At 66.0% G+C, this 15,058-nt stretch carries 14 protein-coding genes; 2 read left to right on the top strand and 12 right to left on the bottom strand.

Features of this window, described 5'->3' with window-relative positions; translation table 11 throughout:
* Positions 1-137 precede the first annotated feature (137 nt).
* Positions 138-776, top strand: a complete 639-nt coding sequence (locus LPN03_RS03685; protein ID WP_165179996.1) for a class I SAM-dependent methyltransferase — start codon at positions 138-140, stop codon at positions 774-776.
* A 28-nt stretch (positions 777-804) separates the two neighbouring features.
* Here the strand turns inward: LPN03_RS03685 and dapF are convergent, their stop codons facing one another.
* From dapF to LPN03_RS03650, 7 genes are all read right to left on the bottom strand, one after another.
* On the bottom strand, positions 805-1,725 hold the full coding sequence (gene dapF / locus LPN03_RS03680) for a diaminopimelate epimerase (protein ID WP_165179997.1): 921 nt from the start codon (positions 1,723-1,725) through the stop codon (positions 805-807).
* A gap of 43 nt (positions 1,726-1,768) precedes the next feature.
* Positions 1,769-2,740 (bottom strand): tRNA (adenosine(37)-N6)-dimethylallyltransferase MiaA, encoded by a 972-nt coding sequence (miaA, locus tag LPN03_RS03675; RefSeq protein WP_370875246.1) that lies wholly within the window; start codon positions 2,738-2,740, stop codon positions 1,769-1,771.
* Positions 2,737-4,314, bottom strand: coding sequence for a tRNA (N6-isopentenyl adenosine(37)-C2)-methylthiotransferase MiaB (gene miaB, locus LPN03_RS03670; RefSeq protein ID WP_262453174.1), 1,578 nt, complete (start codon positions 4,312-4,314; stop codon positions 2,737-2,739). Before miaB ends, miaA begins: the two co-directional genes overlap by 4 nt.
* Positions 4,315-4,358: 44 nt before the next feature.
* Positions 4,359-5,645, bottom strand: coding sequence for a hypothetical protein (locus LPN03_RS03665; protein WP_262453173.1), 1,287 nt, complete (start codon positions 5,643-5,645; stop codon positions 4,359-4,361).
* Positions 5,642-6,211, bottom strand: coding sequence for a regulatory protein RecX (locus tag LPN03_RS03660; protein ID WP_165180000.1), 570 nt, complete (start codon positions 6,209-6,211; stop codon positions 5,642-5,644). The genes LPN03_RS03665 and LPN03_RS03660 overlap by 4 nt, the downstream gene beginning before the upstream one ends.
* 9 nt (positions 6,212-6,220) lie before the next feature.
* Complete coding sequence (recA, locus tag LPN03_RS03655; RefSeq protein ID WP_165180001.1) at positions 6,221-7,273, bottom strand: recombinase RecA; 1,053 nt, start codon at positions 7,271-7,273, stop codon at positions 6,221-6,223.
* Positions 7,274-7,604: 331 nt separating this feature from the next.
* A complete protein-coding gene (locus LPN03_RS03650; RefSeq protein WP_165180002.1) occupies positions 7,605-7,826 on the bottom strand; it encodes a DUF3046 domain-containing protein in 222 nt (73 codons plus the stop codon).
* 51 nt (positions 7,827-7,877) lie between these two features.
* On the opposite strand from LPN03_RS03650, the gene LPN03_RS03645 reads away from it, so the two are divergent.
* Positions 7,878-8,417 (top strand): MarR family winged helix-turn-helix transcriptional regulator, encoded by a 540-nt coding sequence (locus LPN03_RS03645; RefSeq protein WP_262453172.1) that lies wholly within the window; start codon positions 7,878-7,880, stop codon positions 8,415-8,417.
* Positions 8,418-8,546: 129 nt separating this feature from the next.
* On the opposite strand, the gene LPN03_RS03640 is transcribed toward LPN03_RS03645, so the two are convergent.
* From LPN03_RS03640 to LPN03_RS03620, 5 genes are all read right to left on the bottom strand, one after another.
* The gene (locus tag LPN03_RS03640) at positions 8,547-8,987 is read right to left on the bottom strand and encodes a helix-turn-helix domain-containing protein (RefSeq protein ID WP_165180004.1); all 441 of its coding nucleotides are present in this window, start codon (positions 8,985-8,987) and stop codon (positions 8,547-8,549) included.
* Positions 8,988-9,113: 126 nt separating this feature from the next.
* Positions 9,114-9,623, bottom strand: coding sequence for a CinA family protein (locus tag LPN03_RS03635; protein ID WP_165180005.1), 510 nt, complete (start codon positions 9,621-9,623; stop codon positions 9,114-9,116).
* Between the two features lie 7 nt (positions 9,624-9,630).
* Complete coding sequence (gene pgsA, locus LPN03_RS03630; RefSeq protein WP_262453171.1) at positions 9,631-10,251, bottom strand: CDP-diacylglycerol--glycerol-3-phosphate 3-phosphatidyltransferase; 621 nt, start codon at positions 10,249-10,251, stop codon at positions 9,631-9,633.
* 44 nt (positions 10,252-10,295) lie between these two features.
* On the bottom strand, positions 10,296-13,220 hold the full coding sequence (locus LPN03_RS03625) for an FtsK/SpoIIIE family DNA translocase (protein ID WP_262453170.1): 2,925 nt from the start codon (positions 13,218-13,220) through the stop codon (positions 10,296-10,298).
* 144 nt (positions 13,221-13,364) lie between these two features.
* On the bottom strand, positions 13,365-15,056 hold the full coding sequence (locus LPN03_RS03620; protein WP_262453169.1) for a ribonuclease J: 1,692 nt from the start codon (positions 15,054-15,056) through the stop codon (positions 13,365-13,367).
* Positions 15,057-15,058: the final 2 nt, after the last annotated feature.

Raw genomic sequence — 15,058 nt, 5'->3', positions numbered from 1 at the left:
TCTTCAATCGTAGTCCCGGGCACCGACGCACACACCTTTGGCCGCCCATGTCTGTGGATAAACACACAGGCCCGGTCAACCTCATTAGGCGTGCCTAGATACCGGTGGCCCCGTTTTCGCACTAATCTGGCAGAACTATGGGTACTCAGGGCGCAGATCACTACTTCAGTTCACAGCCGTCAACTCCGCTGAAGCGCCGGCCGCTCACGGTGGTCCTGGCCGGGGCCGAGCGGCAGCTTCAAACGGCTGGCGGCATTTTCAATCCGGACGGGGTGGACAAGGGCACGGCCGTGCTGCTTTCGGAGGCTCCCCCGCCCGCCGCAGCGGGAAACCTGCTCGACATTGGCTGCGGCTGGGGCCCGGTGGCGCTCACGCTGGCCCTGCGCTCGCCAGGGGCCGCCGTCTATGCCGTGGACGTGAACGTCCGGTCCATTGACTTGACGAATGACAATGCGAAGGCCCTGGGCCTGGCCAATGTGCATGCTTCCACGCCCGACGCCGTCGACCCCGCCCTGCGCTTCGCCACCATCTGGTCCAATCCGCCAATCCGGGTGGGCAAGGAGGAACTGCACAACATTTTGCTGACCTGGCTCCCGCGCCTGGCCAAGGACGGAAACGCCTACCTGGTGGTGCAAAAAAACCTGGGTGCCGACTCGCTGCAACGTTGGCTTGCCGCCGAACTGCTGCAGCGCTTCCCCGCGGCGGGCTTCACAGTGTCCCGGGAGACCACGGCCAAGACCTTCCGCGTGCTGCGGGTGACCCGCACCGCCGACTAACAGGCACCTGACAGGCATCAGGCCGGCATCAGTCCAGGACCCCCGTGGCCACAATCACGGCGGGGCCGCTTAGTTCCACGTGTTCCAGCCCGTCCGTGCCGGGAAAGAAGCGCACGCCGACGACGCCGCCGGGCACCTTGACCTGCCAGGTGTCCGGGGCGTCGTCCCCGGCCCAAAAGCGGGTGGCCACGGCCGCCGCGCAGGCGCCGGTTCCGCAGGAAAGCGTCTCCCCCACGCCGCGTTCGTGCACCCGCATGCTGATATGCCCGACGCCGTCCGTCACGAGGGGCTCCGCCGGAACGGCAAATTCCACATTCGTCCCATGCGGCGGCTGGGGGGACACGACAGGGGCCGCCGTAAGGTTGGTGCCTGCCAGCTCTGCTTCATCCGCCAGTGCCACCACGGAGTGCGGGTTGCCCATGCTCACGGACAGGGCGGGCCGGTCCACGTCCAGTCCGGCGGCCTTCACCAGCGAGTCCATGCCCCGGTCCTTCGCCTGGGACGGGAAGATGAACTCCCACGGGCCCATGTCAACGCGATAGCCGTCAGCGGTTCGGGCCACCACCTTGACGCCGCCACGGGTGCCAATGGTCAGTTCCCCACCGGGTTCCAGCACCACCAGGCCCTGCTCGATGAGGAAATGCACGAAAACACGCACGCCGTTGCCGCACATCTCAGACAGTGAACCGTCGCCGTTGCGGTAGTCCATGAACCACTCAGCTTCGGAGTTGGTCTCCAGCAGCGCCGCGCCCTCGGGCAATTGGCGGGAGCGGACGGCGCGGATCAGCCCGTCGCCGCCAATGCCGCGGTGCCGGTCGCACAGCAGCGCCACGGCTGCGGGGGCGATGTCGTGGTCCCCGTCCGGATCGGCCACCAGCACAAAATCATTGCCCGTGCCGTGTCCCTTGGAAAATCGCAGGCCGGACAGGGGTGCGAGGTCAAAAGTCATGAATTAAGACTAAGGCACGCCACGGCCGACGCCGGACTGCGGCTTACGCTTGAGCCCCGCCTTGGGCACGGCGGACCAAGGCCGCAGCGGCACTCCCAAGGTCGGGCTGCGCCCAGTCCAGCCAGTGGACCCTGGGGTCGGCCCGGAACCACGTGATTTGGCGGCGGGCGAACTGCCGGGTGGCCGTGATGGTTTCCGCCGCAGCGGCCGGCACTGTGGATTCCCCGTCAATGACACGCAGAAACTGCTGGTAGCCCAGCGCCTTTCGTGCCGTGCGCCCCTCGCGCAGGCCCTGCGGGAGTAGCGCTGCCACTTCAGCCTGCAGCCCTGCCTCCACCATGCCGTGGACGCGGGCCTCCAGACGGGCGTGAAGCTGGGCGCGGTCGCCGTTGAGGCCGATCTGGACCGTCGGCTGGACGTAGCTGCGCTCGGGCATGAAGGAACTAAAGGGGCGCCCTGTCAGCTCGTGGACCTCCAAGGCCCTGACCACACGTTTGCCGTCGCCGACGCGGGCCGCGGACACGGGGTCCACCAGTGCCAGCCGGGCAGCCAGCGGGGCCAGCCCGCCGGCGTCGAGCTCGGCTTCGAGGCGGGCGCGGATGGCGGCGTCGGTGCCGGGAAACTCGAGGACGTCTAGTGCCGCCCGGACATAAAGCCCGGAGCCGCCCACCAGGATGGGGAGCCTGCCGCGGGACTGGATGCCGGCAATGGCGGCGCGCGCCATCGACTGGAAGGCGGCCACCGTGGTGTCCTCACGGACGGTCAAGAAGTCCATGAGATGGTGTGGAATGCCGCGCCGCTGTTCCAGTGGCAGCTTGGCGGTGCCGATGTCCATCCCCCGGTAAAACTGCATGGAGTCGGCGTTGACGGCCTCGCCGTTGAAACGTTCGGCCAGTTCCAGCGCCAGCTCGGACTTGCCGGACCCCGTGGGCCCGACGACGGCGACAACCGGCAGCGCTGCCCGCTCCGTGCCGCCCGGGAACCGGCGGACGGCGGCGTGGCCGGCTGTGCTCACGCGGTGCGGACGGGCAGCGTGGGCATGCCCAGGGACACGGCCTTTTTCCCGCCGGCTGCTGCGCCGGCTGCCGGCACCCCGCAGGATTCGGCCTGGGCCCGGTCCCAGGCGTCGCCCGCACGGGAACGGCGCAGGGCGTAGTCGGCCACTGACGGGTCGGCCACCAGGTGGAATGCGGCAGCTTCGGTAATCGTCACGGTGACCAGGTCGCCGGGTCGCGGGGTTTCAGCGCCATCGGGGACGCTGAAATGCACCAGCCGCTGGTCCTGGGACCGGCCGGAGAGGCGGTGGGTCTGCGCTGCCTTGCGGCCGGACTGGGCCGTGACCATGACCTCCAAGCGGCGTCCCACCTGCTTGGCATTTTCTTCCGCAGCGATGCGGTCCTGCAATGCGGTCAGGCGCAGGAAGCGTTCCTGGACCACTTCCTTGGGCAGCTGGTCCGGCAGGTCCGTCGCGGGCGTTCCGGGCCGCTTTGAGTACTGGAAGGTGAAGGCGGTGGCAAAGCGGGACTTTTCGACGACGTCGAGCGTGGCCTGGAAGTCCTCCTCGGTTTCCCCGGGGAAGCCGACGATGATGTCGGTGGAGATGGCGGCGTGCGGCATCTGCTCGCGGACCTTGTCCAGGATGCCGAGGAACTTGGCGGAGCGGTAGGAGCGGCGCATGTCCTTGAGGACCTTGTCGGAGCCGGACTGCAGCGGCATGTGCAGTTGCGGCATGACGTTGGGGGTTTCGGCCATGGCGGCGATGACGTCATCGGTGAAGGCGGCAGGGTGCGGGCTGGTGAAGCGCACGCGTTCCAGGCCCTGGATCTCGCCGCAGGCACGCAGCAATTTGCCAAAGGCCAGCCGGTCGCCGAACTCCACGCCGTAGGAATTGACGTTCTGGCCCAGCAGCGTGACCTCGATGGCGCCGTCGTCGACCAGTGCCTGTATTTCGGCGAGGATCTCGCCGGGGCGGCGGTCGCGTTCCTTGCCGCGCAGGGAGGGCACGATGCAGAACGTGCAGGTGTTGTTGCAGCCCACGGAGATGGAGACCCACCCCGAGTAGACCGAATCGCGCTTGGTGGGCAGCGTGGAGGGGAAGACGTCGAGGGATTCGAGGATTTCCATTTGGGCGTCGGCGTTGTGGCGGGCGCGTTCCAGCAGGACGGGCAGGGCACCGACGTTGTGCGTGCCAAAGACGACGTCGACCCACGGGGCGCGCTTTTGGATCGTGTCGCGGTCCTTCTGGGCCAGGCAGCCGCCCACGGCGATCTGCATGCCGGGGTTGGACTCCTTGACGTGCGCAAGCATGCCGAGGTTGCCGTAGAGCTTGTTGTCGGCGTTTTCACGCACGGCGCAGGTGTTGAAGACGACCACGTCGGCGCAGGGGCCGACAGGCTGGCCGTGCGTGTCCAGCTCTGCCGTGGCGCCGCCGTCGTCGAAGGCAACCATCCCGGCAGCTTCGAGCAGGCCGGCCATGCGCTCGGAATCGTGGACGTTCATTTGGCAGCCGTACGTGCGCACCTGGTAGGTGCGGGGGCGCGCGGGGGTTGCAATGGCGGAAGGGTCAACGCCGTTCAGGGTCAGGCTCACCCACCAAGCTTAAGACCTGCGGCGGATTGACGCTAAACCGCGGCTCAGTACCAGTTGAACGCGACTTCGTGGGCCCAGGCCCCCTGCGGGGAACCGTAGGTGGCGCGTATGTAGCCCAGGCCCCAGTTGATCTGGGTCCGGTAGTTGGTCAGCCAGTCGCTTCCGGCGGACGAGTACTTGTCCGGCGGCAGCGACTGGGCAATGCCGTAGGCGCCGCTGGAGGGATTCGTGGCGTTGGTCAACCAGCTTGATTCCTGGTTCCAGAGCAGCAGCAGGTACTGGAACTGTCCCTGGCCCCAGCCAAAGGATGCCAATTGCGAGGAGGCGTAAGCCTGCGCCCCGCCGGGATCATTGACAGCGCCGCCGGGAATGTTGGGCAGCAGGACTTCCGGGGGAATCCAGCCGTTGCCTGGATCGGGGGCCGGCTGGTTGGCCGCGGCCTGGTTCGCTGCAGCTCGGTTCGCCGCAGCCTGGTTGGCTGCGGCCTGGTCCCGGGCGGCCTGTTCCCTGGCAGCCTGTTCGGCTGCGGCCTTGCGCTTGGCCTCCTGGGCCGCGTTGTAGGCCGCTAGGGCCTCCTGGCCCGCCCGGTACTTTTGTTCAACTGCGGCCGTGGTGTTTTTCAGGGACGCCAGCTGTGCCACAAGTGTTTGGCTTTGCGTCTTTGTGGACGCCACCTGCGCTTCCACCGCTGCCTGGGCGGCAACGGCCGCATCCAGGGCGGTCTTGGCCAGCCCTGCCAGCCTGGCACGTTCAGCCTCCGCGGCCTTCTTGCTGTCGGAGAGAGAGGTGGCCACTTGGGCGGAATTCTGGGCAAGCGTCTGTTTGGCGGCAGCCTCTTCGCCGACCCGGTGCAGCGTGTCTAGCCCTTCCAAGGAGCCTTGCGAGCTTAATGACGAAAGGGTGGCAATCAGGCCGAGCGAGGTGCCGCCGGTCTTGTAGCTCTGGACGGCCACGGCAACCGCCTCCTGGCGGTACTTGGCACCCGTTGCGGCCGCTTTCTGCGATTCCGCGTCGAGCACCTGGACCTGCTGGGTCACCCTGTCCAGGTTTTGCCTGGCCACGGCGGCGTCGGCCCCGGCCTTGACCGCTGCCAGGCCCAGGACGCCGGCCTGGGTTTGCAAGTTGTCCAGCAGTCCCGAAATCTTGGTGGCCTCGGCCTGCGTTGCAGCAACGTTGCCCTTGGCCGCCTGCACATCGGCCCATGTGGGAAAGCCGGTGGGCGGGCCGTCGTCAGCCACCACGGGGTTTGCTGCAACGCCGGACAGAGCGAGCACCCCGGCGACGGTTGTGGCGGCCAGGGTGCGCAGGAATCGGCGGGAAAAGCTACTCATATGTCGTTAGCATAATCGCCCGGAGGCCCATAGTGCGGGGTTTCGCCCTCAAGAGTTTCCTCAATGACCCGCGCCACGACGGCAAATGCCGCCGACGGGTTGTACCCCTTGCGGGCCAGCATCGCCACCCACCGCCTCGTGTATTTGTCGCGTTCGGCACGGTCGCTGAAGTTGATTGACCCCCGCAGCTTCCGCCGCACCAGGGATTCGGCGCCTGCTGCCTCGTCCTCATCGGTGACCTGGGCCAGCGCCGCTTCGGCCAAATCAGGGGCTATGCCCTTCTCTGCAAGTTCACGCTTGAGCGCCCCCCGGGCCAGGGATCGATTCTGTGCCCGGCTGCGCACCCAGAGCTGGGCAAACTCGGCGTCGTCAATGAGCTTGACGTCCTCGAAGCGGTCCAGAACGGCCTCCGCCACATCATCGGGGACGTTGCGTTCGGCCAGCTTTTGGGCCAGCTGGTGCCGGCTCTTGGGCGAATTGGTCAGTTGCCGGAGAATGATGGCCCGGGCCACCGACGCCGGATTGGCGTCGGGGTCCAGTTCCGGAGCAGGTCTCTTCGCAGTCATGGCGGCGGCTTAGAACCCGTCGACGGCCTTGAGCTTGGGCGCCTGCTCCTGTTCGCCTTCGGGCAGGACGCCCACGCCGAGCTTGGCCTTGATCAGGCGCTCCAGCTCGTCGGCGAGTTCGGGGTTGTCCTTGAGGAAGCGGCGGGAGTTTTCCATGCCCTGGCCCAGCTGGTCGCCGTCGTAGGTGTACCAGGATCCGGACTTCTTGATGATGCCGTGTTCCACACCCATGTCAATGATGCCGCCTTCGCGCGAAATTCCGACGCCATAGATGATGTCGAACTCGGCAATCTTGAACGGCGGGGCCATCTTGTTTTTCACGACTTTGGCCTTGGTGCGGTTTCCGACCGCGTCGGCGCCTTCCTTCAGGGTCTGGATGCGGCGCACGTCGATGCGGACGGACGCATAGAACTTCAGCGCCTTGCCACCCGTGGTGGTTTCCGGGCTGCCGAAGAACACACCGATCTTTTCACGCAGCTGGTTGATGAAGATGGCGGTGGTCTTAGTCTGGCTCAGCCGCCCTGTGATCTTGCGCAGCGCCTGGCTCATCAAGCGGGCCTGCAAACCGACATGGCTGTCACCCATGTCGCCTTCAATTTCCGCACGCGGCACCAAGGCGGCCACGGAGTCAATGACAATGACATCCAGGGAGCCCGATCCGATCAACATGTCCATGATCTCCAGCGCCTGCTCGCCCGTGTCGGGCTGGGAGACCAGGAGGGCGTCGACGTCGACACCAAGCTTCCCTGCATAGTCAGGGTCCAGCGCGTGTTCGGCATCAATGAATGCGGCTATGCCGCCGAGCTTCTGCGCACTCGCAACGGCGTGGAGGGCAAGTGTGGTCTTACCGGAAGACTCCGGTCCATAGATCTCCACCACGCGCCCGCGTGGCAGGCCGCCAATGCCCAGGGCCACGTCCAGGGCGATGGAGCCGGTGGGGATTACTTCAATGGGTGCACGGACATCGTCACCCAGGCGCATCACCGAGCCCTTGCCAAATTGTTTGTCAATCTGGGCCAATGCTGCGGCCAGCGCCTTTTCACGGTCTGCGGGAGCGGCCATGATTCACCTCGGTCTTTCCTATGTGCCGTATTGCCGGCCAGTCCAACAGCACGGCGAGTGCTGCGAATTGATGTGGTCTGTTGCGGTCTGTGGTTCGTGCTGTGGATTCAGGATGAAGCGCCCGAAGGATCTTCCTCCATGCTTAAGACGCTAGTTCAAGGCTCCGACATTGTCTGTGCCAGTGGCGCCAAAGCCCGAAAATTGTGGAAAACTTTCGACGTCCCTCCAGAGTGTCCGTTCACGCGGGCATCCAGCCCCAAGCCGCGCATGCTTAATTCTAGCCCTGTTAGAACAGGTATTCGATACCATTGCTGGCGTGTCGCGGACGCGGTTACTTCTTTACGGGGATGTCGCGGCCCAGGCGGCGGGAGGCGGGGACGTCCTGGACCTCACACACTTCAAGCCACACCTCGCGCGGGTCAAAGCCGGCGCGCAGGGCTTCTTCGGCGGTGTTGCCGCCCACGCCGGCCAGGACCAGCTCCCTGGCCAGAACACGGGAATAGCCGGGGGTGAATTCGTCGTCCATCAATCGCCAAAATTCGCTTACTCGCACCCCCTCATTGTCGCACGCCGCGGCCTGCCCCATCAGCCATAGACTGGAGCCATGAGCCACACCGGAACGCCCCCGACCACTGCGGACTCCGCCCTGGCCACAGCTGCCATTGAATCACTGGAGATTGAATTGAGCCTGCTGTGGCGCCGCGGGCGGGCCATGGGCCTCACCTTGGCGCGCAGCGTGCACCCGGACCTGGAGCCGTCCGCCTACGGACTGCTCTCCGTGCTGGTGCACCAGGGCGGAATGCGCCTCACTGAACTGGCCCGCAGCATTGGGGTTGGCAAGCCGTCGGTGAGCCGCCAGATCAGCTTCCTGGAAGGGCTGGGGCTGGTGCAAAAGGTCCACGACCCCCTGGACGGACGGGCGCAGCTGATCAATCTGACGCCGGAGGGCCTGGCCAAGATGCAGGCCGTCAACGCGGGCCGGCAGGCGGCCTTCCACCGGATGCTGTCCCACTGGGACACCGGGGACCTGGCTACGCTGGCCGCATTGATCGGCAAGCTAAACGCGGCCGGGCTCGACGGCGGCACCCTTGACGACGCGGCCACGGACGGCGACTCACCGAACAGCCCCGGATCCCGCAGCTAGCCACATCCGCTGGATCGGTCACGGCAGGCACAACAAAAAGCTGGCCCCGCATTGGATGCAGGGCCAGCCATGGATGAAATTGGGCCGGTACCGTGCCAACAGTTCCGGCGGATGTGGTCAACGAAAGGCCTAGTAGGCGCTGGAGATCAAGCCCTTGTTGAGTTCGTCGGAGAGTTCCTGGTTCAGGTCACGGCCATAACGCACCGCAAATTCCTGGGGAACAGTATCCGGGACAGCCACGCCTTCGGCAATGGCCAAACGATCACTCACTTCTCGAAGCATGAGTGAGAGCGGCACGTCGAGTGCGGAGCAGATCGAGGCAAGCAGCTCGGAGGAAGCTTCCTTCTGACCTCGCTCCACTTCACTCAGGTAACCGAGTGAGACGCGTGCATTGTGTGAGACTTCACGGAGTGTGCGGCCTTGACGCTGACGGACATCCCGCAGAACGTCTCCAATTTCATGGCGTAGTACCACCATTTTGCGCTCCTTTGCCGGATGCTTTGTCGCCTCTGCCAAACCCACATCCCGCCAGCGCACCACGCCGTTTACGGATACGGGTTGTTTCACCATCGGTATCGCCTTGCTCCTTGTTCGTTGGTACACCTTTTTGGCTGTTCCAAAAAGGCTACGCCCACTTGGTGTTCCCATACTAAAGGGGAACCCTGCCCAGTGCGTTCACTATGACTAACTATCTGGTTACAACTTTTGTTCCCCGGTGCCCTTGACATGCCCGCGGACCAGTTCCCGCAGCAGCAACAGTGCTTCGCCAGTGGCTTGGGCCCTGATGGCCGCACGCCCGCCGGCAAAGTGGAATTCGTGCGCGCTGGCACGCCCGTCCACCGAAATACCAATGTACACGTGTCCCACGTCCTTGCCTTGGTGCGGCTCGGGTCCCGCCACGCCGGTTGTGGACAACCCCACCCTGGCCCCGGTCACGCTGCATGCCCCGAGCGCCATGGCCTGCGCCACGCCAGGGTCAACGGCCCCGTTTTCGGCCAGCAGCGCGGCCGGAACTCCCAAGGCACGGACCTTGACCTCGTTTTGGTAGGCAATGACGCCCCCCTGGAGCATCCCGGAGGCACCCGGAATGTCAACGATCGTCGCGGCGAGCATGCCGCCGGTCAGTGATTCCGCCGTGGCAACGGTCAGCCCGGCAGCCGTTGCGGCCGCAACCAGCTCCGCCAATTCATCCCGGGTCAGTGACATTGCAGCCTTATCCCGCCCCGTTGGTCCGGCTGCTTCGGCCGCTGTTTCGCAGCTGCACGGCCTTGACCACATAGTCCACGCCCGTAACCACGGTGACGGCCAGGGCGGCCAGCATGATTACCAGGGCCACCACGGACAGCCACGGCACGGCGGGCGTCACTGGCAGGAGGTAGAGGAAGATGGCAATGGTTTGCAGGACTGTCTTCAGCTTTCCGCCTTTGGAGGCGGCCATGACACCGTAGCGGATCACCACAAAGCGCAGCAGGGTGATGCCAAATTCACGCACCAGCATCACAATCGTGACCCACCACCACAGCTCCCCCACTGCGGAGAGCATGATGAGCGCGGAGCCAATCAGCAGCTTGTCCGCGATGGGGTCGGCAATCTTTCCAAAGCTGGTGATAAGGCCGCGGGACCGGGCAATGTCGCCGTCGAGCTTGTCAGTGTAGATCGCCACGAGAAAGAGGAGCACTGCCGCCCAGCGCCACCAGCTGTAGGCGCCGCCGTCGGCCAGGAAGAACCAGATGAAGAACGGCACCAGGACGATGCGAAGCATGGTCAGGGCGTTGGGCAGGTTCCAGTTGGAGGGAACCGGCTGGGACGGAGTTGGTGCGGCGGCTTCAGTCACGCTTCAAGGCTATCGTCATTCGGCCGCCAGCGGGATAACGCCGGTCAGCGCCCGGTCAGGGACCAGGCGTCCTCCCCGCCGTCTTCGTCGTCGCCGTCGTAGTACTCCACGGCTTCCGTGCGGTTGGCCAGGTCCTCGGCCACCAGGTCGGTGCCCCAGCCGTGGTTCGCGTTGGCGTTGTCGGCGAGGGCGGCTGCCATGGGATCCGCGGGCGGCTGGGGGTCTGTGCCGGGTTCGACGCCGGCGCCCCCGGGCTGCCCGTCCCCGTGGCCGTCCCCGTGGCCGTCCCCGGAGCCGCCGCTGCGGATCGCGGCCAGGGTGGCGGCCAGGTCGTCCGGCTTGACGAGGACGTCGCGGGCCTTCGAGCCTTCGGACGGGCCCACCACGCCGCGGGATTCCAGCAGGTCCATGAGCCGGCCCGCCTTGGCGAAGCCGACGCGCAGCTTGCGCTGGAGCATGGAGGTGGAGCCGAACTGCGTGGTGACGACCAGTTCGGTGGCCTGCAGCAGCAGGTCCAGGTCGTCGCCAATGTCGTCCTCGATCTGCTTCTTGGGCGCCTCCACGGCCACGTCGTCGCGGTAGTGCACCTTCAGCTGGCCCTTGACGTGCTCCACCACGCGCTTGATTTCGGCCTCGGTGACCCAGGCGCCCTGCACGCGGATCGGCTTGGACTTGCCCATGGGCAGGAAGAGCGCGTCACCTTGGCCCAGGAGTTTCTCGGCGCCCGGCTGGTCCAGGACCACGCGGGAGTCGGTTACGGAGGAGGTGGCGAACGCCATGCGCGAGGGCACGTTGGCCTTGATCAGGCCCGTGACCACGTCCACGGACGGGCGCTGGGTGGCCAGGACCAGGTGGATGCCTGCTGCGCGGGCCAGCTGCGTGATGCGGACGATGGAATCTTCCACGTCGCGGGGGGCCACCATCATCAGGTCCGCGAGCTCGTCCACGATCACCAGCAGGTACGGGTAGGGCCGGATCACGCGCTTGGAGTCCACGGGAGGGTGGACCTTGCCGGCCTTGACCGCCTTGTTGAATTCATCAATGTGCTTGAAGCCGTAGTTGGCGAGGTCGTCGTAGCGCTGGTCCATTTCCCGGACCACCCACTGCAGTGCCTCGGCTGCCTTCTTCGGGTTGGTGATGATGGGGGTGATCAGGTGCGGCACGCCTTCATAGGCCGTCAGTTCAACGCGCTTGGGGTCCACCATGACCATGCGCACCTCGTCGGGCGTGGAACGCATCAGGATGGAGACGATCATGGAGTTCACAAAGGACGACTTGCCCGCACCCGTGGCACCGGCCACCAGCAGGTGGGGCATCTTGGCCAGGTTGGCAACCACAAAGCCGCCCTCCACGTCCTTGCCCACCCCCATGACCATGGGGTGGTCGGTGCGCCGGGCGTTGGCTGAGCGCAGCACGTCGCCCAAAACCACGATTTCCTTGTCGGCGTTGGGAATTTCAATGCCGATGGCGCTCTTGCCGGGGATGGGGCTGAGGATGCGCACATCGGAGGACGCCACGGCGTAGGAGATGTTCTTGCTCAGTGCCGTGACACGCTCCACCTTGGTGCCCGGTGCCAGCTCGATCTCATAGCGGGTGACGGTGGGCCCGCGGCTGAAGCCGGTGACGGCTGCATCGACGTTGAACTGGTTCAGCGTGTCCGTCAGCGCAGCCACAACGGAGTCATTGGCCTCCGTGGCTTCCTTGGCGGGCGGCCCGGACGGCAGGAAGTCCGATTCCGGCAGGGTGTAGGTGACGTCGCCGGAGAGCTGGAGCTGTTCCGAGCGGGCGGGGATGGGCGTGGGGAGGCTGGCCGGCGGTTTGGGGATGGCCCGGGTGGCCGGGTCGTAGGCAGCCGCAGCCGCGGGTGATCCCGCCCCCACAATGGCGATGGCCTCGGTGTCCACATTCTCGGCGGAACCCGGAAAGTGGGGCTGCGGCGAGCTGGTGGGCAGCCCCTGGCTGGCCTTGATCCTGTCCGCGGCCAGCTCGTCGCGGGTGGGGCGGCGGACCCCGGGCGGCAGGGAAGGCGCGGCCGACGGCGCCGGGCGGGCTGCGTCGTCGTCCGCGTCCACCAGCGCGGTCTCGAAGGCGCCCTCACCGTCGTAGTCAAGGGCGGCGGCGTCCGCGGCAGCCTTCTTGCGCCCGCGCAGGCCGCGCTGCCGCTTCGCGGGGGCGGGGAGCGCGTCACGGTCGTAGAGGTAGCTTTGGTCGTGCCCGTTGGGATCCAGTTCGCGCTGGGGGGCAGCTCCGACCAGTTGCTCGTAGAGGCCGCGCAGGCGTGAGGGAATGTGGCGCACCGGGGTGGCAGTGAGGACCAGGATGCTGAAGAACGCCAGGACGGAATACAGGGCAATGGCCAGTATGGGGCTGGCTGCCGCGACCAGGCCGCCGGCGATCATGCCGACCATGCCGCCGGCGGCGCTGACGGAGGCAAAGCCCGCGGCCGCACTCGGCTGTCCGCCGGCCACATGGGCCAGGGCACAGCCGGAAATGATCATGACGGAAAAGCCGATGGCCACGCGGTTGTTGCTGCGGATGTTCGCCGGCTGGCGGAACACGAGGATGGAGAAAATCAAGAGCATGGGCGGGAGCATGGCGGCAAACCAGCCAAAGGTGCCCTGAAAGACGCCGTGGACGGCGTCCGCGAAACCGCCCGCAAGGCCCCACCATTCAAAGGTCGCGATGAACGCCGCCAGCAGGATGAAAAACAGCCCGCTGCCGTCGCGCCGTTCCTCGGCCGGCAGCGCACTGACATCGGTGCCCATGCGGCGGACAGCGCCGCCAATGAGGTGTCCCAGGCCCTGCCACGTGCCAATGACCAGGCGAAGCGGCCAGATCAGCTGCTGCTCGGGTTCGGGTGCGGGTTGCCTGCTGCGGGTGCTCGGCATTTTCGCGGTCTTCGCAGGGCGCGCGGAAGCGCCGCCTTGCTTGCCGGCGGACGCGCGAGCGGGGGAAGAACGAGTCGCCATGCTTCTAAAGGTACCCGCAGCGGCCTGAATTCCGGCGAATTTGCCTGCCTCCGGCCCGTCGCCGGAACGCCGAACGGGCACTTAACGTGGATGTTTTCGCCCAACATCCACGTTAACTGCCCGCTGGCGCGGGGGTTCGGTGGCTCAGGCCTCCAGAACCACCGGGATGATCATGGGGCGCCGGCGCAGCTTCCTGTTGACCCAGGTGCCGATGACCCGCCGCACCACCTGCTGGAGCTGGTGGGTGGTGTGGTCGGTGCTGGCCGTGACCGCTTCTTCCAGGGCCGCGGCGATCTTGGGCTTGATGTCGTCGAAGACGGAGTCGTCCTCGGCCACGCCGCGGGCATGGATGTCCGGTCCGGAGACAATCTTGCCGGTGGAACGGTTCACCACCGTGATGATGGAGATGAAGCCCTCGTCGCCCAGGATGCGGCGGTCCTTCAGGTCCTCGTCGGTGATTTCACCGACGCTGTGGCCGTCCACGTAGACAAAGCCGCACTCAACCTGGCCCACGATTCGCGCCGTGCCGCCGGCCAGGTCAATGACTGCGCCGTCGCTGGTCAACAGCACGTTCGACGCCGGCACGCCGGACTGCTGTGCGATCTTGCCATTGGCGATCAGGTGCCGGGTTTCCCCGTGCACCGGCATCACGTTTTTGGGCTGGAGGATGTTGTAGCAGTAGAGCAACTCCCCCGCGGCGGCATGGCCTGACACGTGGACCTTGGCCGTTCCCTTGTGGATCACGTCGGCGCCGAGCTTGAGCAGGCCGTTGATGATCCGGTAGACGGCATTCTCATTGCCGGGGATCAGCGAGGAGGCCAGGATTACGGTGTCGCCGACGCCCACGGAAATCTTGTGGTCGCCGTTGGCCATCCGCGACAGCGCAGCCATGGGTTCGCCCTGGGACCCGGTGGACATGAGGACCACCTTGTTGTCCGGCAGGCTGTCCACGTTTTTCAGTTCCACCAGCACGTCGGCGGGAACGTTCAGGTAGCCCAGCTTGGCGGCGATGGCCATGTTGCGGACCATGGAACGGCCCACAAACGCCACCTTGCGGCCATGCAGCACGGCGGCATTGAGGACCTGCTGGACGCGGTGCACGTGGGAGGAAAAGCTGGCCACGATGATGCGCTTGTCGGCCTTGCCAAACAGCGCCTCCAGCGTGGGGCCGATTTCAGCCTCGCTGGTGGTGAAGCCCGGGACGTCGGCGTTGGTGGAGTCCACCAGGAACAGGTCCACCCCTTCCTCGCCCAGGCGGGCAAAGTGGCGCAAGTCCGTGCGGCGCCCGTCCAGGGGCAGCTGGTCCATCTTGAAGTCGCCCGTGTGCAGCACGGTGCCGCCCGCTGTGCGGATGAACACCGCCAGGGCGTCCGGGATGGAGTGGTTGACGGCCACGAATTCGCACTGGAACGGGCCCAGCTGCTCCACCTGGCCCTCTTTCACCGTCAGCGTCCACGGCTTGATGCGGTGTTCGGCAAGTTTGGCCTCGACGAAGGCCAGCGTCAGCTGCGAGCCAATGAGGGGGATGTCATCGCGCAGGCGCAGCAGGTACGGAACGGCGCCAATGTGGTCCTCGTGGCCGTGCGTGAGGACCACGCCAACCACGTCCTCGAGGCGGTCCTTGATGTAGGAGAAATCGGGAAGGATCACGTCCACGCCGGGCTGGTCTTCTTCCGGGAACAGGACGCCGCAGTCCACAATGAGCAGCTTGCCGCCGATCTCAAAGACCGTCATGTTGCGGCCAATCTCACCAATGCCGCCCAGGGGAACAATGCGCAGCGTTCCGTCGGCCAGGGCCGGCGGGGTGCGCAGTCCGGGCTCAGTCATTTGGGTCATGT

Origin of the sequence: Arthrobacter sp. A2-55 (genome assembly GCF_025548615.1) — a bacterium.
Lineage (GTDB): Bacteria > Actinomycetota > Actinomycetes > Actinomycetales > Micrococcaceae > Specibacter > Specibacter silviterrae.
The sequence above is the reverse complement of the archived record's forward strand: the minus strand, read 5'-3'. Positions and strand labels throughout refer to the sequence as shown.